This window comes from Pediococcus inopinatus, assembly GCF_002982135.1.
GTDB lineage: Bacteria > Bacillota > Bacilli > Lactobacillales > Lactobacillaceae > Pediococcus > Pediococcus inopinatus.
This window is the reverse complement of sequence record NZ_CP019981.1, coordinates 319,691-338,890: the sequence shown is the minus strand read 5'-3', so window position 1 is coordinate 338,890 and position 19,200 is coordinate 319,691. Positions and strand designations below refer to the sequence as shown.

The 19,200-nt window shown below is 37.7% G+C and carries 17 protein-coding genes; 4 read left to right on the top strand and 13 right to left on the bottom strand.

Annotated features, from left to right (window positions below):
- Positions 1-42 precede the first annotated feature (42 nt).
- The gene (locus tag PI20285_RS01635; protein WP_057773443.1) at positions 43-225 is read left to right on the top strand and encodes a hypothetical protein; all 183 of its coding nucleotides are present in this window, start codon (positions 43-45) and stop codon (positions 223-225) included.
- Positions 226-334: 109 nt separating this feature from the next.
- Here the strand turns inward: PI20285_RS01635 and PI20285_RS01630 are convergent, their stop codons facing one another.
- Positions 335-628, bottom strand: coding sequence for a hypothetical protein (locus tag PI20285_RS01630; protein ID WP_063698250.1), 294 nt, complete (start codon positions 626-628; stop codon positions 335-337).
- Between the two features lie 345 nt (positions 629-973).
- Here PI20285_RS01630 and PI20285_RS01625 point away from each other — a divergent pair, with 345 nt between their 5' ends.
- Complete coding sequence (locus PI20285_RS01625) at positions 974-1,285, top strand: substrate-binding domain-containing protein (protein WP_057773439.1); 312 nt, start codon at positions 974-976, stop codon at positions 1,283-1,285.
- Positions 1,286-1,354: 69 nt separating this feature from the next.
- On the opposite strand, the gene PI20285_RS01620 is transcribed toward PI20285_RS01625, so the two are convergent.
- Together PI20285_RS01620 and PI20285_RS01615 are read right to left on the bottom strand one after the other, a co-directional pair.
- Positions 1,355-2,173 carry an IS3 family transposase gene (locus PI20285_RS01620; RefSeq protein ID WP_245080653.1) on the bottom strand — a complete coding sequence of 273 codons (819 nt, stop codon included), beginning with the start codon at positions 2,171-2,173 and terminating at the stop codon, positions 1,355-1,357.
- Positions 2,174-2,232: 59 nt separating this feature from the next.
- Entirely contained in the window at positions 2,233-2,769 is a 537-nt protein-coding gene (locus PI20285_RS01615) for a helix-turn-helix domain-containing protein (protein ID WP_063698703.1), read from the bottom strand.
- A gap of 104 nt (positions 2,770-2,873) precedes the next feature.
- On the opposite strand from PI20285_RS01615, the gene PI20285_RS01610 reads away from it, so the two are divergent.
- Positions 2,874-4,163, top strand: a complete 1,290-nt coding sequence (locus PI20285_RS01610) for an ISL3 family transposase (RefSeq protein WP_245080531.1) — start codon at positions 2,874-2,876, stop codon at positions 4,161-4,163.
- 133 nt (positions 4,164-4,296) lie between these two features.
- On the opposite strand, the gene PI20285_RS01605 is transcribed toward PI20285_RS01610, so the two are convergent.
- The 7 genes from PI20285_RS01605 to PI20285_RS01575 all read right to left on the bottom strand — a co-directional run bounded on the left by PI20285_RS01605 (position 4,297) and on the right by PI20285_RS01575 (position 14,035).
- The gene (locus PI20285_RS01605) at positions 4,297-5,250 is read right to left on the bottom strand and encodes an ABC transporter ATP-binding protein (RefSeq protein ID WP_057775260.1); all 954 of its coding nucleotides are present in this window, start codon (positions 5,248-5,250) and stop codon (positions 4,297-4,299) included.
- 12 nt (positions 5,251-5,262) lie between these two features.
- Positions 5,263-6,390 carry an ABC transporter ATP-binding protein gene (locus PI20285_RS01600; protein WP_057775258.1) on the bottom strand — a complete coding sequence of 376 codons (1,128 nt, stop codon included), beginning with the start codon at positions 6,388-6,390 and terminating at the stop codon, positions 5,263-5,265.
- 12 nt (positions 6,391-6,402) lie between these two features.
- The gene (locus PI20285_RS01595) at positions 6,403-7,425 is read right to left on the bottom strand and encodes an ABC transporter permease (protein ID WP_057775256.1); all 1,023 of its coding nucleotides are present in this window, start codon (positions 7,423-7,425) and stop codon (positions 6,403-6,405) included.
- Positions 7,426-7,429: 4 nt separating this feature from the next.
- Positions 7,430-8,359, bottom strand: a complete 930-nt coding sequence (opp3b, locus tag PI20285_RS01590) for an oligopeptide ABC transporter permease (protein WP_057775254.1) — start codon at positions 8,357-8,359, stop codon at positions 7,430-7,432.
- A 120-nt stretch (positions 8,360-8,479) separates the two neighbouring features.
- Positions 8,480-10,108 (bottom strand): peptide ABC transporter substrate-binding protein, encoded by a 1,629-nt coding sequence (locus PI20285_RS01585; protein WP_057775251.1) that lies wholly within the window; start codon positions 10,106-10,108, stop codon positions 8,480-8,482.
- Positions 10,109-10,463: 355 nt separating this feature from the next.
- Entirely contained in the window at positions 10,464-12,101 is a 1,638-nt protein-coding gene (locus tag PI20285_RS01580) for a peptide ABC transporter substrate-binding protein (RefSeq protein ID WP_057775248.1), read from the bottom strand.
- Positions 12,102-12,400: 299 nt separating this feature from the next.
- Positions 12,401-14,035 carry a peptide ABC transporter substrate-binding protein gene (locus PI20285_RS01575; RefSeq protein WP_057775245.1) on the bottom strand — a complete coding sequence of 545 codons (1,635 nt, stop codon included), beginning with the start codon at positions 14,033-14,035 and terminating at the stop codon, positions 12,401-12,403.
- Between the two features lie 340 nt (positions 14,036-14,375).
- Here PI20285_RS01575 and hflX point away from each other — a divergent pair, with 340 nt between their 5' ends.
- Positions 14,376-15,653 carry a GTPase HflX gene (hflX, locus tag PI20285_RS01570; RefSeq protein ID WP_057775241.1) on the top strand — a complete coding sequence of 426 codons (1,278 nt, stop codon included), beginning with the start codon at positions 14,376-14,378 and terminating at the stop codon, positions 15,651-15,653.
- Positions 15,654-15,762: 109 nt separating this feature from the next.
- On the opposite strand, the gene PI20285_RS01565 is transcribed toward hflX, so the two are convergent.
- The 3 genes from PI20285_RS01565 to PI20285_RS01555 form a co-directional block, all read right to left on the bottom strand.
- Positions 15,763-16,656: an IS3 family transposase gene (locus PI20285_RS01565; RefSeq protein ID WP_063696711.1), complete on the bottom strand. Its 894-nt coding sequence runs from the start codon at positions 16,654-16,656 to the stop codon at positions 15,763-15,765.
- Positions 16,653-17,327 carry a helix-turn-helix domain-containing protein gene (locus PI20285_RS01560; protein WP_057775631.1) on the bottom strand — a complete coding sequence of 225 codons (675 nt, stop codon included), beginning with the start codon at positions 17,325-17,327 and terminating at the stop codon, positions 16,653-16,655. Before PI20285_RS01560 ends, PI20285_RS01565 begins: the two co-directional genes overlap by 4 nt.
- 120 nt (positions 17,328-17,447) lie before the next feature.
- Positions 17,448-19,073 carry a peptide ABC transporter substrate-binding protein gene (locus PI20285_RS01555; RefSeq protein WP_057774104.1) on the bottom strand — a complete coding sequence of 542 codons (1,626 nt, stop codon included), beginning with the start codon at positions 19,071-19,073 and terminating at the stop codon, positions 17,448-17,450.
- Positions 19,074-19,200: the final 127 nt, after the last annotated feature.

Here is a 19,200-nt window from a genome sequence, read left to right as displayed (position 1 = left end):
ATAGAAACTTAAAACTTTGACTTGGCAAAGGAGGTCAATAAAATGAACGAAAGACAAGAATTAACTGATAAACAAAAGAAACAAAAGATTACAAAGACAATGTTATGGGCTTTAGTTGTCATTGTCGCGGCAGTGATTGCCTCAGCAACACACCATAACATCTGGGTAACCTTTGGTCAGCTCATTGTTACCTTCTTTGCTCTACGAGAAGTCTTGAAGATCTAAACAATCGATGTGTTATAAATATTAAAAAGCCAATCCTTCCTCCCAAGGATTGGCTTTTTGTATGTAATCAAAAACTAAGCCTTACGCAATTCACTAAAATGCGTAAAACTTAGTTTTCGTTAAACCAGTCAATTAACTGGTCTAAGTTATTCATTTCTCTGTACTGGAGTTTATCGGCTAATCGTAAGAGTTTCCTATCAAAAACCAGCTTGGTAAATTCTTTAGCGTCTGTAACTTCTTCAACCTTTTTAAGTTGTTCATTATCTTTTTGAACAGCTTCAAAGCTTTTACCTGTAGCATCTAGAACATGCACATAATAGAGCACGTTTAACGCATTACTAGGCAATGCTTGGATCAAGGCATCCCTTTGACTGAGAATCTTACTATCGTCTTTAGAAGCCATGTGATAAGCATACCTGTTCTCCTTAACCTGTGTGGTTATAACCAAATGTCTATACAAAGTTAAGCATCTCCCCCAAGTTACATAATCATCACCTATATTATGGCAGGAAGCGGTTTCTCTTGTCAATCAATACCATGCTTCGGTGCTCAATAAACCAAACAAAAACGCATTGATCATTTGATTCCGGTTAAGTCCCAGTTTCAAACGATCAACGCGCAAATTAGTTACGTTTATGCTTGGTATCGTGATTCACCATCCAAGTATGTTTCTTTAAGATCCATGTCATGGTTCCAAATTAAGAAATCAGCTTCGCGTCCAGGAAGAATACTTCCACATTAGCCACCAATGATTATCCAGCAATCGGGTTCAAAGCTTCCTAAGGCCTTTCTAATCGGCTCTGATTCTATTGCAATTGGGGCGATGAGAGCTTTAGCAGAACACAAAATAGAAATCCCCAAACAAGTATCGATTATTGGCTTTAACGATATTACTTCAGCGCAATACGTTACCCCTAGTTTGAGCACGGTCCACGTCTCACGTAACGCAATGGCCCGGGCGGCCTTTGATCTTTTAAATGAACAGTTTCAAAAACGTAATATGGTCCCCAGAAAGCTTACAATTGGGACTTCACTAATTATTCGCGATAGCAGTATTTAAAAATGAACCAAAAAAACAGTAAGATCTTTTTTCAGATCTTGAAGTGAACCCATAAAATTGGACAAATATTTATGCTGCTTTTTGAACGGCGAGTTCTCGGTATTTTACCGGAGACTTGCCGTTTAATTTTGTTTTGATTCGACGATTATTATAAAAGCCTATCCATTCGGTCATTGCTTGGACTAAGCTAGCTTTATCTTCAAAATGTTCATCCATCATTTCAGCCTTCATAATGTGAAAGAAAGACTCCATCACCGCATTATCAAGACAAGTTGCTTTACGTGACATGCTTTGATAAACGTGATGTTTCTTTAAAACCTGCTGCCAGTGTCGATGTTGATACTGAAAGCCTTGGTCAGTATGGACTGTTGTCCGGTAATTTAGTTTTGGTAGTTTTTCTAAAGCCTCCTTAAGTGGTTTAATTGCGAATTTAACTGTTGGATGTTCACTAATATTGAATGCTAGAATTTCTCCAGAAAACAAATCAAGAACTGGTTCGAGATAAACTCGTTCGTTCATTCCCATGCTTCCATATCTGAATTCACTAACGTCTGCGACGAGCTTTTGATAAGGTCTATCGGTTTTGAAGCGTCGCTTTAAGCGATTAGCGGCGATTTTACCCACTAAACCTTTATATGAATTATATTTTTTAGTTTGTCGATTAAAGGCATGACACAACCACCCGTGTTCCTGCATAATTCGCAAAACGCGTTTATGATTAACTTTAAATCCTAAATCATGTAATGCATTTGTAAGTCTTCGATAGCCGTATTTTTTGGTGTATTTTGGATCTTTTTGGCGAATCTCGTCTATTGCTTGAATAATCTGGTCATCATCAAATTTACGTCTCTCATGACTCTGAGTGTAGTAATAGGTACTGCGTGGAATTTGGATTACTTTAAGAATCAGTTTGATAGAAGTTTGGAATAGTTGCCTTAACTCGATGGCTATTTCTGAGATTTCTTTTGTACTGATTTTTTCCGAGTTAAGGCCTCTAATTTTTTTAGGTAGGTGTTCTCAATCTTTAACATTTCATTTTCTTTTTGAAGCTGTTTTAAATCCTCTTTGGCTGTGGAATTGTCCTTTTGGACAATGGGTTTGCGACTTTTATTCTTGTGTTTTACCATGTTCTTGGCGTTGCCTCGCTTTCGCTCTAGACCCACAATTCCTAATGCCTTAAACCGACTTTCCCATTGCCAAATGGTACTCGGCGAGGATAAATTAAAATGTAAGGCAGTTACTGGAAGCGAGGCCTGATTTTGTTTTCTCCAGTTTAATACATCGACTTTGAACTGGCTAGCATATTCTAAATCCATTGCTTTGCGTTTAAGACCGTTAAGGCCAAATTTCTCATATCTTTGAATCCAATTTAAAACTGTGGCACTACTACCAATCCTGTATTTGTGTGCTAATGAATTAACGGGCAGACCACCTAAATATTCAGTTACTACTTTCACTTTGAAATCAAAATTAAATTTAACCATAAAAGAACCCCCAAGATTAGATTTTATCGGGTCTACACTTTCTGGTATTGGTGAATAACTGATACCAGTTTTTATTTTGAAAATTAAAAGGACATCTGTCCTCTTTGTGCTACGATTTAATCACCAAACAAAATCGAAAAGAGGAAAAACAGATGTCCCTAACTAATTCTATCTTAAGCTTGTTTGAAATGACAGACCCAAATATAACCGTAACTGGTGTTACCAAGAAACGTTGCCCGAATGGACAACGAATTCATGTCGTTCACGCCAACCTTTCTTATCAGCTTGTGAAATGTCCCCATTGTGGCCATAAAAGTCTAATTAAAAACGGTACCCACGTTAGTCATCTAAGGTTGGGAACCTTATCAGGCGGACGTTATGAAATGCAGCTAAGAAGACAAAGATATCAATGCCAACATTGTTTAAAAACCTGTGGAGCTAAAACTAACCTCGTTAGACGTAATGAAACTTTTACCCACAATGTTAAACATCAGGTCATTGTGCTAGCTCGTGACATGCTGACCAGTAAAGAAATCGCTAAAATTTGTGGCATTTCACCAAGTAGTGTGCAACGTATTTTAAATGCAAATATTCACTTGGCTTACCGTGTTAAGCAACTTCCACCAAATCTTTGTTTCGATGAATTTCGTTCCTGTAATCATCTAATGTCCTTTAACTGTTGCGATGCCGTTAGTCATCGCCGCATTGTGACCCTCGAAGATCGTCTCAGTAAGGATATCATTGATTACTTTGAAGCTCGTTATTCAGTTCAAGAACGTGCGAAAGTTCAAACAATTACTATTGATATGAACGCCGAATATGCCAGCTTTATTCATCGTTTATTCCCGAACGCTGTCACGATTATTGACCGTTTCCACATTATTCAGCTTGCTGGTCGTGCACTAGACAATGTACGTACACGCATTATCCGTACTTTTCAAGATAAGCATTCACGCATTTACCGCATCCTTAAATCTCAATGGCGTTTATTTCATTTGGCAGAAGAGAAAATCAATGACACTAAGCTTATCTATTTACGAGGCATTAACGAGTATATGACCCAACAGAACGCCATCGACCTTGCCTTAGATGAATTTCCAGAATTCAAAACTGTGTATCAAACTTATCAAGGCATTCTAACTGCTATCCACCAAAAGAATGCCACGGGATTTAAAAATTTGATTACCAACTACCAAGTAGCTGGTAATCAAATGGACGTCACCATTTCAACCTTCGTTAAGAACGGCTCAGCAGTGCTCAACAGTTGTCGTTATCCGTATTCTAACGGTCCTATTGAAGGACTTAATCGCAAAATCAAGGTATTAAAGCGTAGCTGTTTTGGTTTTCGAAATATTCATAACTTCTTCATTCGTATCAGTTTAATTCATGAGTAAACAAAAAGCACATTCACCGAAGTGAACATGCCTTCAAAAATCTCTACCAATACAGTTTGACAGAGACCCATTTTATCTGTCCAATCTTGGGGGTTCACTTCATCTTACGGGTTTTTTTAATTGGTACTGTTTTTTAAAGAACTTCAAGTCCTTCTTCAGTCGCTCGTTTTTGATAAATGGCAACTTCATCCTCACTTGCACGGACAAAATGCTGTGGCGCAATTTCTACCATTTGACGTTTTTTATCATCAAATTCTAGAGATGAGTCATAAACAACTTGACGACGATTACGTTCAAATTCAGGATCAGGCTGTGGTACAGCTGAAACCAAACTCTTCGTGTAAAGATGAAGCGGATGATTATAAACCTCTTCTGCGGGGCCAATTTCAAGGAGCTTACCATAATGCATAACACCGATTCGATCACTGATATATTTAACCATTGATAAATCATGTGCAATAAATAAGTAAGTTAACCCAGATTTCTCTTGGAGTTCCTTCATCAAGTTCACAACTTGAGCCTGAATTGAAACATCTAAAGCTGAAATTGGTTCATCAGCGATAATAAAATCAGGTTGAACAGCTAAAGCACGCGCAATCCCGATTCGTTGACGCTGACCACCAGAAAATTCGTTTGGATAACGACTAGAATGATCTCGGTTCAACCCAACCGTTTCAAGTAAGTCTTCTACTTGAGTTGTTCGATCAAGGTCATTTTTGGCCAAATGATGAATATCAATTCCTTCAGCCACGATATCTTTAACTTTCATCCGTGGATTTAATGATGCGTATGGATCCTGGAAGATCATCTGCATCTCACGACGAAATGCCATCAAATCACTTTTACTTTTAAGTGAAGCTACATCGCGCCCGTTAAAAAGCACTTGACCATCAGTTGGATCAAGTAGGCGAATAATAGCTTGGCCAGTGGTTGTCTTACCAGAACCAGATTCGCCAACTAATCCAAAGGTTTCACCCTTATAGATATCAAAGGAAACATCATCGACGGCACGTACTTCATCTTTTTTACCAACATTAAAATATTGTTTTAAATGTTTTACTTCTAGAATTTTTTCTCGTGTATCCATGATTAGCCTCCTTTACTCACCAATTGCATCGTCATCGTTCACACCAAAGCTTGTATTCCCAGTTGAATGAATATGACCTTGATTGATCGTACCCTTTTTCAAACGGTCTGCATAGACTTCTTGACGACGTTTGATTGCGACTGGAGGTTCTACATTTGGTGCATCTGGATGCAAAAGCCAAGTGGCAGCATAATGGGTATCTGACACTTTGAAAAATGGTGGCTCTTTTTGCTCATCAATCTTCATTGCATAAGGATTCCGCGCAGCAAACGGATCACCAGCTGGTGGATCCAATAAATCTGGCGGTGTTCCTGGAATAGATTCCAACTTCCCTTTGCGCGTATCAAGAGTAGGCATTGAATTCAGGAGCCCCCATGTATAAGGATGTTGCGGATTATAGAAGATTTCATCAACCGTTCCATATTCCACAATTTTACCAGCATACATAACAGCCACACGATCAGCCATCCCGGCAACAACTCCTAAATCATGGGTGATAAAGATAATTGAAGTCGAAATTTTCTCTTGTAATTCTTTCATTAAATCAAGAATTTGAGCCTGAATTGTCACATCCAAGGCAGTTGTTGGTTCATCAGCGATCAAGATCTCTGGGTAACAAACTAACGCAATGGCAATCACAATTCGTTGACGCATCCCACCAGAAAATTGATGTGGATAATCATTAATTCGTTCTTTAGCGTTTGTAATTCCAACTAATTTAAGCATTTCTAAGGCTTGTTTGTTGGCCTTTTCACGACTGTAACCTTTGTGAATCTGTAAAGGCTCCGCAATTTGGCGACCAATTCTCATGGTTGGATCCAAAGAAGTCATCGGATCTTGGAAGATTTCGGCAATATCTTTTCCACGAATATCTTCTAGTTCTTTTTCTGACATTTTAAGAATATTCTTGCCATGAAACTTCACTGTTCCTTCAACAACTTCAGCATTATTTGCTAATAATCCCATGACAGTTTTAGTCGTAACTGTTTTACCAGAACCAGACTCACCAACAATTGCTAAAGTTTCTCCCTTTTTCAAATGGAAAGAAACGTCACGAATCGCTTTGACTGTCCCTGCATAGGTATGGAAGTCAATGGTTAAGTTTTTTACTTCTAGAATATTTTCTTCTGCATTTTCCATTGTAACTTCCTCCTATCTGCGGGCTGTTCGAGGGTCAAACGCATCACGTAAACCATCAGCCAAAATATTAAATGCAATCATAACAATGGATAACACAATTGCAGGATACCACATTTGATATGGCAAGAACTGGAAGTTCTTTTGACCATCACTAATTAATGTTCCTAGAGAAGCAGTTGGAGCTTGAATCCCAATTCCGATATAACTTAGGAAAGCTTCGAAGAAAATAGCGGATGGAATTGTAAACATTGTTTGAATAATGATCACACTTGATAAGTTAGGCAATAAATGTTTAATCGCAATTTTAAAAGTTGACTCACCTAATGTACGGGCTGCCAGGACATACTCTTGTGTTTTCAATTGCAAGGTTTGCGCTCGCGTCAGCCGGGCCATCGTCGTCCATCCATTAAAGGCAATCGCCAAAATGATTGGTAACATCCCGCCCTTTAGAACAAGCATGAATAAAACCATGATAACGATGTTAGGTACAGATGAAATAACTTCAATTATCCGTTGCATGACAATATCGGTTATTCCACCTCTCCAGGCCGAAACAATCCCATACCCAACCCCGACAATTAAATCAATCAAGGTAGCAAAAAGACCAATTAACAAGGAAACTAAAGTTCCTCGTAAGATACGTTGAGCCAATGAACGACCTAAGTAGTCAGTTCCTAAAGTGTAATGCACTTTACTTGGCACATTATTTTGTTTATAAGCATCTACACGTTTACCAGCAACCACTGAAGTTCCATTCAAACCATTGATATTGATGCCGGGAATCTTGGGTGGTAAATTGGCATAGTTTGGATTTGAATCATTTGGATGTGAAGCTGTAAGTGGTGATGTAAAAGCAACCACAAAGATAATAGCCAAGATCCATAAACAAACAAAGGAAGCCTTATTTTGTTTCAACCGCCGCCATGCATCCTGAACAAATGTCCGGGAAGGGGCTACGATTTTTTCATCATCTAGTTCATCTTTTTTAGATACCGGTTCAAATGCATCCGGTGCTAAATTCATTTTTTCTTCCATTTATTTACCCCTCATTCCCAGAAATTCGGATTCGTGGATCAATAATTCCGTAAACTAAATCAGTTAACAATAAGATTGCACATAGTAAAGCAGAATATAACATCGTGACACCCATAATAGTTGGGTAATCATTTACCAAGATGGATTTTACAAATTGTTCCCCAATTCCTGGTACAGAGAAGATGTTTTCCACAACCATTGATCCAGTCATAATAGCGGCTGCCAATGGCCCAATAACTGTAACTAATGGAATTAAACTATTACGTAAGGCGTGATGCCAAACAACCCCAATTCGACTTAATCCTTTTGCCTTCGCTAATTCGATATAGTCGCTTCCCAAAACATCGACCATTTCAGTTCGGACAAACCGTGAAGTTTCTGCAAAAGGCGAAGCTGCTAACGCCAAGGTTGGTAACACCGTGTATGAGAATCCACCCCAATCAGCAATTGGGAACCACTGCAATTTCAGTCCTAAATAGTATTGAAGCAAGATTGCCAGTACGAAACTTGGAATCGAGATTCCTAAAATTGAAATAAAAGTTGAAGTTCCATCAATCCATGTGTTTTTACGGATTGCGCTTAAAGATCCAACGATGATTCCGAAGAAAACACCTACAATGATGGCTTGACCACCTAATTGTAATGAAGGTCCAATCCGGCTTGAAATCAAGTAAGAAACAGGTTGATCACTAAACTGGAATGATAACCCAAAGTTTCCATGTGCTGCATCCACAATGTAGCTAATATATTGCTGCCATACCGGTTTGTTCAATCCATAGTGAGCATAGATTGTTTTAATCTGTTCCGGTGTTAATTTTGCCTGGTTATTCAATGGTGTTCCGGGCATCAACTTCATTAAGAAGAAGGTGATACTTGCAATCAAAAACAGCGTTAAAACCAGGTAAAAGATTCGCTTTACTAAATATCTTGCCATTTATATTCCTCCCAATCTTTCTCTCAAACCAACTTTGCCTTTATAACAAAGGGGTAAGGGTCAGCAGTTACGCGAGCCCTTACCCTCCTGTCCAAAATTAACGCCTAATATAATGAAACATTATTTTGTCAGATTTAAATTCTTGTAATCAAAGTTGACACCAGCAGTGTTGTAAACAACGCCCTTCAACTTAGAGTTCCAAAGCTGCGATTTTGCCTGCTGGTACACAGGTGCAATTCCTTGATCATTCATCAAGATCTTTTCAGCTTGAACCATGTCGTCCCAACGTTTTTCAGGATTTGTGGCATCAGTTGTATTGGAAGCCTTGATCAATGCGTCGTACTGTTTGTTACTGAAGCCACCATTATTCTGAGCATTTCCAGTTACAAATAATTGTAAGAAGGAAATTGGATCAGAGAAATCAGCACCCCATGCAGAGAGAACAACATCGAACTTACCATTTGAAGAATTTGTCAAACGTGTCTTAAATGGTACGTTTTGCAAATTAACTTTGACATTAGGTAACTTTTCAATTTGTGACTGTAGGAATTCAGTGATTTGCTTTGTTGAAGCTGTATCATCACCAAGAAGTGTAAAGGTCAAACTTGATTTGCCTTCTTCTTTAAGTCCTTCAGCCATTAATTTCTTAGCTTCCGTTAAGTTTGGTGTAACTGCTGACTTAACTTCAGATTCAGTTGCAAAATCTTCACCAGACTTAGGATTGCTTGCTAAACCAGTTGAAACAAGTCCTTTAGGATTTGTTGAACCATCAGCAAGAACCTTACCTGTCAATTGGTTACGATTAATCGTCATTGAGATTGCTTTCCGAATCTTAGCATTACGGAAAACTTTTTCTTTCTTCATATTATATTGAAGATAGAACATTGATGATTGCTTACGTAAAACATAATCTTTGTTGTTCTTGTATTGTGCAACTTGGTTACCAATAATATTAGCAACATCAAGCTTCTTACTGTTATACAAGTTCAAACCAGTACTTGAATCTTTGACAACTTGATAATTAATGGTATTCATTTTGACGTTCTTTTTATCCCAGTAATTATTATTCTTTTCAAGTTTCCAACTTAAGTTTGTACCAGTCCAACCAACTTGTTTGTAAGGACCATCATAAACTAATTTATCAGAAGCTGTTCCGTACTTAGAGCCGTACTTTTCCACAGCCTTTTGGTTTTGTGGGTAGAAAGTTGGGAAGCCCATTAACAACTTGAAGTAAGCAATCGGACGATCTAACGTCACAACCAACTTATACTTACCTTCAGCTTTGATTCCCAACTGTTTGTAGTTTACTTTACCAGACATGATCTTGTCAGCATTTTTGATGCCTGAGAATAAGTAAGCATACTCAGAAGCGGTTTTTGGATTAACCGTTCGTTGCCAGCCATAAACAAAATCTTGAGCAGTAACAGGATCGCCATTGCTCCACTTAGCATTCTTACGAATTGTAAATGTCCAAGTCTTACCATCTTTAGATTCCTTTGTACTTGTTGCAAGAGCATTGTTAACTTTGCTCTTCTCACCTAATCGGTAAAGGCCCTCTTGGGTATTTCCTAACTGGGTAAAACCAACGACATCGGTAACCTTCGATTGATCCATTGTCGCAATTTCAGCACTTTCTTCAAAGTTAACTGATTCTTTCGACGAACTACTGTCCTTGGATCCACACGCAGCCAAAACAAATGTTGAAGCGAGCGCAACTGCTCCAACTTTTATTGCTGATCTAACATTCATAATTATTTTCCAACCCCTCTGTGAAATCTTGCGAATTCCATCATTATGTACTTTCTTAACAAAAGTTGTTCTTATTATATATTAGAAGAAGATTAAATTCAATCGTTATCTCTAATTTTGACGTCAATAAAAACTATATTTGCTAAATCAAGTTCATAATCAATACCCGCCATTACTGAATGTATGCGATTTATGTTACATTTTTAAAATTGCTCATTTTTACTCATGAATTATTTTAAAATGCGCACTTTAAAGGCGGTTTGTTGTTTGGGATTCTTAGAAAGATCACATTTGAGAAGAGAATAAGGGAAAAGAGTCGTATAACTCTTTTCCCTTATTGCTTGTATCTACTTAATTATTTTGCCAAGTAAAGACCTGAGTAATCAAAATTGACACCAGAAGTGTTGTAAACTTCACCCTTCAAGTTGGTATTCCATAATTGAGAAGCAGCTTGTTGATAAAGTGGCACGATTCCTTGTTCGTTCATAAGGATCTTTTCTGCCTTAACTAAGTCATCCCAACGTTTTTGTGTGTTGTTAGCATCAGTTGTGCTAGATGCCTTGATCAACTTGTCGTATTCTTTATTGCTCCATGAACCATTGTTATTTGAGTTTCCAGTAACAAATAGCTGTAAGAACGAAATTGGATCGGCAAAGTCAGCACCCCAACCAGTAACAACAGCATCGAATTTACCGTTTGTTGAGTTAGTCAAACGAGACTTAAATGGAATGTTTTCAACATTCACTTTCACGTTACTACCTAATTTTTCGATTTGTGATTGTAAGAACTCATTTGTAGATTTCCCAGCAGGTGTATCATCAGCCATCAATGAGAATTCAAGCTTTGTCATACCCTCTTCTTTCAAGCCTTCTTTTAATAACTTCTTAGCTTGAGTTAAGTTTTGGGTAACTGCTGATTTAACTTCTGATTCTTTAGCAAAATCTTGACCTGTTTTTGGATTCTCTGCTAATCCAGCTGAAACATACCCAAGTGGATTTTGCGAACCATCAGCTAAAACTTTTCCTGTTAGTTGACTACGGTCGATTGACATTGAAATTGCCTGACGAATCTTCTTGTTAGCAAAGTACTTGTCCTTCTTTTCATTTAATTGAAGATAGAAGGTTGAAGCCTCTTTACGTAACTTGTATGCTTTGTTGTTCTTGTATTGAGCAACTTGACTACCAGTAATGGTTGTCACATCAAGTTTTTTACTATTATAGAGGTTCAAGGCCGTAGATGAATCTTTAACTACTTGATAGTTGATTGTATCAACTTTCACATCTTTTTTGTTCCAGTAATTGTCATTCTTAACTAACTTCCATTTCAAGTTAGTTCCTGTCCAACCAGTAGACTTGTAAGGGCCATTGTAAACTAACTTGTCTGAAGCTGTTCCGTATTTAGAACCATACTTTTCAACAGCTTTCTGGTTTTGTGGGAAGAATAATGCAAATCCCATTAATAACTTAAAGTAAGGTACGGGACGGTCTAAAGTAACGGTCAGTTTATAATCACCGTCAGCTTTAATCCCTAAAGTTTTGTAATTAGCTTTGCCGGCTGTAATTTTGTCAGCATTTTTGATTCCGGAGAAAAGATAAGCATATTCTGAAGCAGTTTTAGGATTTACAGTACGTTGCCAAGAATAAACAAAATCTTTGGCTGTAACTTTGTCACCATTGCTCCACTTTGCACCCTTACGTAAGGTGAAAGTATAAGTCTTTTTATCTTTAGAAACAACCGTTTTTGTTGCTAAAGCATTGTGTACAGAACTGTTCTTGCCTAAACGATAAAGACCTTCTTCAGTATTAGCTAACTGAGTTAAACCAATCGTGTCGGTAACTTTAGAAGTATCCATAGTTGGGATTTCTGAAGCAACCATAAAGTTAACGGTTGATTTTTTTGACGATCCACTATCACTTTTTGACCCACAGGCTGCTAGGACAAATGTTGAAGCCAACGCAACGGCTCCTAATTTCACTACTGATTTCACATTCATAAATGACATCTCCCCTTTTTTGATAAGCAATTTTTTAATCGCTTGTTGTGTACTCATTTCACGAATTGTTATTATTGTACATTAAAGAAAGATTAAATACAACCCAGTATGCTTATTTATTTTTAATTTATTGAAATAACTATTTTGATTATTCACGCCTTTTCACGCTATGAGACAAAGGATCATGGGCTTTCTGTTAAAATAACAAATATTTTAATTTTAAATCCATTATCATGTTTGATAGTAATTAAACCCACAAAAAAAGTTGAAGCCATTTAAGTCTTCAACTTCTAATTACATTATTTTGTTAAATTGAGTTTAGAGTAATCATATTCGTTACCCGCAGTGTTATAAACAACACCTTTAAGTTTTGTATTCCAAAGCTGTGAGGTCGCTTGTTGATAAAGTGGGACAATTGCCTGATCATTCATCAAGACTTTTTCGGCCTTAACCATATCTGCCCAACGCTTTTGTGGATGAGTTGCATCGGTTGTGTTAGAGCTCTTGATCAAAGCATCATATTCTTTACTACTGTAACTTCCGTTATTTTGTGCGTTGCCTGTGACAAACAACTGCAAGAACGAGATTGGATCTGAGAAGTCAGCTCCCCAACCTGTGACAACGGCATCAAACTTACCGTCACTAGAATCAGTCAAACGGGTCTTAAATGGAATATTTTGAACACTGACCTTGACGTTACTACCTAATTTTTCAATTTGAGCTTGTAAAAATTCGTTTGTCGCTTTTCCGGCAGTTGTATCATCAGCCATCAAAGTAAACTTCAAACTAGACATGCCCTCTTCTTTCAAACCTTCCTTTAAAAGCTTTTTAGCTTCAGTTAAGTTCCGAGTAGAAGCAGATTTCACGGCGGATTCCTTAGCAAAATCTTCACCAGTAGAAGGATTCTTTGCTAAACCGTTAGAAACAAGACCATTAACATTTTGTGACCCATCGGCTAGGACTTTCCCAGTCAACTGCGTTCTATCGATTGACATTGAAACGGCCTGACGAATCTTCTTGTTCTTAAAGATCTTTCTCTTCTCATTTAATTGTAGATAGAAGGTTGAAGCTTCTTTACGCAATACGTAAGCTTTATTGTTCTTGTATTGAGCAACCTGTGTTCCACTAATGGTTGTCACATCAAGTTTCTTACTATTGTATAAGTTCAAAGCAGTCGATGAATCTTTGACAACTTGATAGTTGATTGTATTCATCTTAACGTTCTTCTTATTCCAATACTCTGGATTTTTAACTAATTTCCAACTTAAATTAGTTCCTTTCCAACCTTCCTGTTTATACGGCCCGTTGTAAACCATCTTGTCTGAAGTCGTTCCGTATTTAGACCCATATTTTTCAACAGCATTTTGATTCTGTGGGAAGAATACCGAGAAGCCCATTAGGAGTTTAAAGTATGGAATTGCGCGGTCTAAAGTAACTGTTAACTTATAATTACCGTCAGCTTTAATGCCTAACTTCTTATAGTTAGTTTTGCCGGCCATGATTTGATCGGCGTTTTTAATGCCTGAGAAAAGATAAGCATATTCTGAAGCAGTTTTCGGATTAACCGTTCTTTGCCATGAATAAACAAAATCTTTGGCTGTGACTTTATCCCCGTTACTCCACTTGGCACCCTTACGAATTGTAAATGTCCACGTCTTACCATCTTTAGACTCTTTTGTACTTGTTGCTAACGCATTATGTACAGAACTATTCTTGCCTAATCGATAAAGACCTTCTCCGGTATTGGACAACTGTGTCATACTAACAACATCATCAGCTTTTGAAGGATCCATAGTGGAAATTTCTGCTGATTCCATAAAGTTAACTGACTGTTTTTTTGCGGTACTAGTACTACCCTTCGCTCCACATGCGGCTAACACAAATGTAGAAGCTAACGCTACCGCACTTAACTTGACAACTGATCTTACTTTCATAAAAATTCGACTTTCTTTCTAGCATCTTTGCCATTTTTTATTGCTTGCTTTCTCAAAAACGACCTTATTATAGGTTAAAGAAATATTAAATACAATGGTTTTTACTAATTTATTTTTAACTATCTAGCAAGACGTTCAAAAAAAATTCCCTTTCATCACCTGTATAATGGGAAGTATCTTCGTTATGTTACAAAGATTACAATTTTAATGTGTATCTCATTAATCTTTTTATAAGAAAACCTCCTCATACTTTTCCATATCCTGTAACCCCACTCATATTACTTAAGAACCCCGCGTCCCTATGCTATACTGAAGGCATTAAAGAATTCGAGGTGTCGCTATGACAGAAAAAGTCATTATTGCAGGTTTGCAGCTGCCTAATCAAGACATGGATTATGCCATGCAGGAACTAGCAGCTTTAGTTGAAGCAAATAATATGGAAGCTACTGAAAATGTCATTCAAAAATTGGATCGACCAAATTCTGCTACTTATTTTGGAAGTGGTAAAGTTGTCGAACTTCACGAACTCGGTGAAAGCATCAATGTTCACACATTAGTTGTGAATGCCGAATTATCGCCAAGCCAAATTCGTAATCTAGAACAAGAATCGAAACTCGATGTGATTGATCGAACCGGATTAATCCTAGAAATTTTCGCAAATCGTGCTAAATCGCGAGAAGCAAAACTCCAGGTCGAAATTGCAAAATTAAATTATCAGATGCCAAGATTGCGAACAAGCTCTTCGCAGCGACTTGACCAGCAGTCAGCTGGCGATGCAGGTGGTGGTTACACTAACCGTGGTTCTGGTGAAACAAAGCTTGAAATGAATCGCCGAACTATTCAGCAACGGATTAACAATTTAAATCACGAGCTTAAAGAAATGACAACATCTAGTGCGGTTCAACGGCAAAAACGGGATCAAACTGGTTTGCCAAGCGTGGCTTTGGTTGGGTACACAAATGCGGGTAAGTCCACCACTATGAACGGTTTAGTTCGTTTATATGGCGAAAGCGACGAAAAACAAGTCTTTGAAAAAAACATGTTATTTGCCACTTTAGATACCAGCGTTCGAAAACTAACTTTTCCTGATCAAAAACAACTTTTGCTTAGTGATACAGTTGGGTTTGTTAGTCATTTACCTCATCAATTGATTAAAGCATTCCGTTCTACTTTGGCTGAAGCGGCGCAGGCTGACCTCTTAGTTCAAGTAGTTGATGTTTCGGATCCCCATTTCCGAGAAATGATCCAAACAACTAATGAGGCGTTGCAAGAAATCGGGGTGACCAAAGCTCCTATGATCGTGGCCTTTAATAAAGCCGATATGGCTGGCGTAGAATTTCCTACCTTTGAAGGTAACGAAGAAATTACTTATTCTGCCCAGGACAAAAAGTCACTCGTTCTTTTAACCAACATGATCAAACAAAAGGTCTTTACTGGTTATCGTGAGGCTACCTTCTTGATCCCATTTGACAAGGGCCAAGTGGTCGATTATCTTAATCAACATACAAATGTGTTGAAAACAGATTATAAAGAAACTGGTACAGAGATTGTCACAGAATTAAGCAGCGATGATTATCAACGGTTCCATGATTATCTCGTTGAACCTGTTGAAAATTAAATGTTCAGCTAATAAGTATACAAAAAAGCCGTTACTTTCCTGATTTGGTGGATAATGCACTAGGCCCTGTCAAGTTGACAGATGAAATAATATAAATTTAAGTTTGTTTCTAAATGGCTTCATTCCAGTATTCATCTGGAGTGAGGCCATTTCTTATTGCTGAACGGTTATGGTGGTTAAAATAATATATTCCATCTTCTACAAGTTTTACTAGTTCTTCATAAGTTTTTGCCAACGGATGGCGAGCCATCCAACGAAGTTTAAATTCATTCCACCAACGTTCCATCGGAGCGTTGTCGTATGGAGTGCCTGGTCTTGACATGCTACGTGTCACGTTATAACGAGCCAAATAATTATTGAAAGCTCCAGAAGTATAAGCAGATCCTCGATCTGTGTGAATTAATGGATGAGCATTACTAAATTGATTGAAAGCTCGCTGAAATACTTGAATTTCGGCTGCACTAGTCTCCGTCAGGCTTAGATTGTAGGCTAACAGTTTTCGCCCGTATAAATCTAAGACACCACTTAAACGTACCTTGTGCTCACCATTTACACCGTAGGTTAATTCAGTTGAGTCTGATAACCAAACTTGATTAGGTGCCGTAACTTTGAAGCTTTGATTTAAAGTGTTATCCAGGATATATTGATCAGACTGTTTAACCCGATTATGTTTCTTAACCTTGATTTCACAGCGTAATCCGAGTTCACGCATAATTCGTTTCACTTGTTTAAGTGTCACAGCAAAAGTGACTTGGTTATCTTTTTCTAGGTTAGTAAGAAGATTCCCAGCTCCTATTCCTTGAAAATGAAAATCAAACCAGTATTGGACACGCTCCTTAAGTACTTTATCTTGTCTTTCCCAAGATGTTATTTGGCGATTAATTCCTTTGTAATAAGCTTGACGGCTTACGCCGACAACTTTAAGTAGTTTGGTGACCGCTCCTTGTTTCCCCTGACTGACTTCACTTATGGCCTGATATGCCAGTCGATGCTGTTTATTCACTCCCTGCGCTGAATTTCTTGAAATTTTTTTATGAAGGCTTCCATAAGTTCTTTATCTTTCAACTCTGATTCTAGTTGTCGGATTCGCAAATTAGCTTTTTCTAAATCAGTTAGTTCACTTAGTTGTTTATGATGTCCACGATTATCAATCAGAGCTTCATAGCCAGCTTGTTTTGTTTTAAGTACCCATGAGCGTGCTTGCTGATAAGAAACAGCGAAATGTTCGGCTGCTTCAGCATAACTATGTTTGTGTCTTGTCACATATTCGACAACCTCAATACGTTCCTTAAAGTTGGTTTTACGACTCATAATAGGGACCTGCTTTCTAAACGGCGAGGCCGTTATTTGTTTATCCCTATTATACCTGGAAACCCAATTGAGTATCTGAGTCGTTGATCGTAATCCATACTTTATAGCTATTTCACGATACGTGCCTTCACCATTCAAAAAATCACTAATGGCTTCCCGTTTTAACTCCTTAGAGTAATGCTTGTTATGATGGGCTTCGGAAAGCTCTTCGGTCCCGCCACTTTGATACTTTACTTGCCAATCTTTCACAGTTTGGGTTGCAACCTTATTGTGTTTGGCAAAGTTACCTAAAGATAAGTTTGACTGTTTAAATTCCGTCAATATCGCTAATTTTTCAGCCGCTGTATATTTAGATCTAGGCATAGAAAAATCCCTCCATGATAATCAGATGAATTATATTATTTCATCTGACAACCATAAAGGGATTATTGCATAACCAAATTCACGAAGGTAACGGTTTTTAATTTTCCTAAAAATCAGCGATTACTTCTTCACAACTAAGTTCTTGTAATCATAATAGATTCCCGCTGAATTATGCACGAGTCCAGTCACTTTTTTGTTCCAAAGTTGTGCTTGGGTGCTTTGATAAATTGGAGCCACACCCTGATCCTGCATTAAAATCTTCTCGGCTTGAACCATGTCAGCAAACCGTTTTTTCGGATTAGTGGCATCGGTTGTATCTGCTTTCGAGATAGCCTTATCATAAGCTGCATTTTTCCATCCACCGTTATTTTGCGCATTGTTGGATGTTAAAATTTGTAAAAACGAAATTGGATCAGAGAAATCGGCAGCCCAACCAGATAAGGCGACATCAAATTTCTTGTTTGATTCATCCGTTAAAAATGATTTGTATGGAATATTTGTTAAAGTGATTTTAACCCCCGGTAATTTTTCCCAATCAGATTGTAAAAATTCGGAAGTCTTTTTACCTACGTCACTATCATTATTTAAAAGATCGAGTGTCAAAGAAGTTTTGTTTTCTTCTTTGAGCCCCTCCGCCATTAATTTCTTAGCTTTCTTTAAATTATATGAAGTGGCTGATGTTACAGATGCTTCAGCAGCAAAATCCTGTCCAGTTGTTGGATTTTTCATCAGACCGCTGGAAACAAATCCTTTGGCTGATTCGGAACCATCCGCAAGCACTTTTCCGGTTAATTGATCCCGATTAATTGCTAGAGAGAGCGCCTGACGGATTTTTTTATTCTTCAAAACTGCATTTTTAGTTTGATTAAACTCAACATAAGAGGTCTGTGCCAGTTTTCGACTCACAAAGTTCTTATTTGATTTGTACTGAGCTACCTGACTACCACTCAGAGTCGTTTCGTCCAATTTCTTACTATTGTATAAATTCAGCCCCGTAGTCGAATCTTTAATCACCTGAAAATTCATTTGATTAAGTTTGACACTGCCCTTATCCCAGTAGTCAGTGTTTTTAATCATTTTCCAACTAAGATTACTTCCCGTCCACCCCTTTTGAACAAATGGTCCGTTATAAACCATATCTTTAGATGATGATCCGTATTTACTGCCATATTTTTCAACCACTTTTTGATTTTGCGGGAAGAAACTAGGAAATCCCATCAATAACTTGAAATAAGGAATCGGTGTATCTAAAGTTACGGTTAATTTATATTTACCTGTCGCTTTGATCCCTAGCGTCTTTACCGAAGACTTTCCTGCTGAAATTTTATCTGCGTTATGAATACCAGAATATAAGTAGGCAAACTCGGAAGCCGTCTTTGGATTAACGGTCCGTTGCCAAGCATAAACAAAATCCTGCGCCGTGACTTGGTCCCCATTACTCCACTTCGCATTTTTTCTCAACGTGAAAGTATATTTCTTGCCATCTTTAGATTCCGTTGACTTCGTCGCAATTCCTGGTAGGATTTTGCTGTTATTGCCAATCCGATATAGTCCTTCGTTAAAATTCGAAATTTGTGTCAAACTCGTGTCGTCAATTGCCGTGGATGAATCTAAAGTGGTGATTTCTGTTCCGGTTGCCATGTTAACAACCTCTTTTTGACTAGCCTTTTTACTGCCACAACCTGCTAACGTTATTGCGATTAAAACGCCTATGATCGAAATTCTTAAAGTATCCTGTTTTTTCATGTCTGTCTGCACCCCTGTTTTATTGAATGAATTTATTATATACACAAAGCTTGAATATATCAACACTTATTTGAATATTTATTCATTTAAACAAGTATTATTGCTAAGAATACTCATTATTAGCGTT

Excerpts from the sequence above, each read along its gene's own strand:
- PI20285_RS01635 (WP_057773443.1), top strand. The coding sequence starts at position 43 with ATGAACGAAAGACAAGAATTAACTGATAAACAAAAGAAACAAAAGATT.
- PI20285_RS01630 (WP_063698250.1), bottom strand. The coding sequence starts at position 628 with ATGGCTTCTAAAGACGATAGTAAGATTCTCAGTCAAAGGGATGCCTTG.
- PI20285_RS01625 (WP_057773439.1), top strand. The coding sequence starts at position 974 with ATGATTATCCAGCAATCGGGTTCAAAGCTTCCTAAGGCCTTTCTAATC.
- PI20285_RS01615 (WP_063698703.1), bottom strand. The coding sequence starts at position 2,769 with ATGGTTAAATTTAATTTTGATTTCAAAGTGAAAGTAGTAACTGAATAT.
- PI20285_RS01605 (WP_057775260.1), bottom strand. The coding sequence starts at position 5,250 with ATGGATACACGAGAAAAAATTCTAGAAGTAAAACATTTAAAACAATAT.
- PI20285_RS01600 (WP_057775258.1), bottom strand. The coding sequence starts at position 6,390 with ATGGAAAATGCAGAAGAAAATATTCTAGAAGTAAAAAACTTAACCATT.
- PI20285_RS01595 (WP_057775256.1), bottom strand. The coding sequence starts at position 7,425 with ATGGAAGAAAAAATGAATTTAGCACCGGATGCATTTGAACCGGTATCT.
- opp3b (WP_057775254.1), bottom strand. The coding sequence starts at position 8,359 with ATGGCAAGATATTTAGTAAAGCGAATCTTTTACCTGGTTTTAACGCTG.
- PI20285_RS01585 (WP_057775251.1), bottom strand. The coding sequence starts at position 10,108 with ATGAATGTTAGATCAGCAATAAAAGTTGGAGCAGTTGCGCTCGCTTCA.
- PI20285_RS01580 (WP_057775248.1), bottom strand. The coding sequence starts at position 12,101 with ATGAATGTGAAATCAGTAGTGAAATTAGGAGCCGTTGCGTTGGCTTCA.
- PI20285_RS01575 (WP_057775245.1), bottom strand. The coding sequence starts at position 14,035 with ATGAAAGTAAGATCAGTTGTCAAGTTAAGTGCGGTAGCGTTAGCTTCT.
- hflX (WP_057775241.1), top strand. The coding sequence starts at position 14,376 with ATGACAGAAAAAGTCATTATTGCAGGTTTGCAGCTGCCTAATCAAGAC.
- PI20285_RS01560 (WP_057775631.1), bottom strand. The coding sequence starts at position 17,327 with ATGCCTAGATCTAAATATACAGCGGCTGAAAAATTAGCGATATTGACG.
- PI20285_RS01555 (WP_057774104.1), bottom strand. The coding sequence starts at position 19,073 with ATGAAAAAACAGGATACTTTAAGAATTTCGATCATAGGCGTTTTAATC.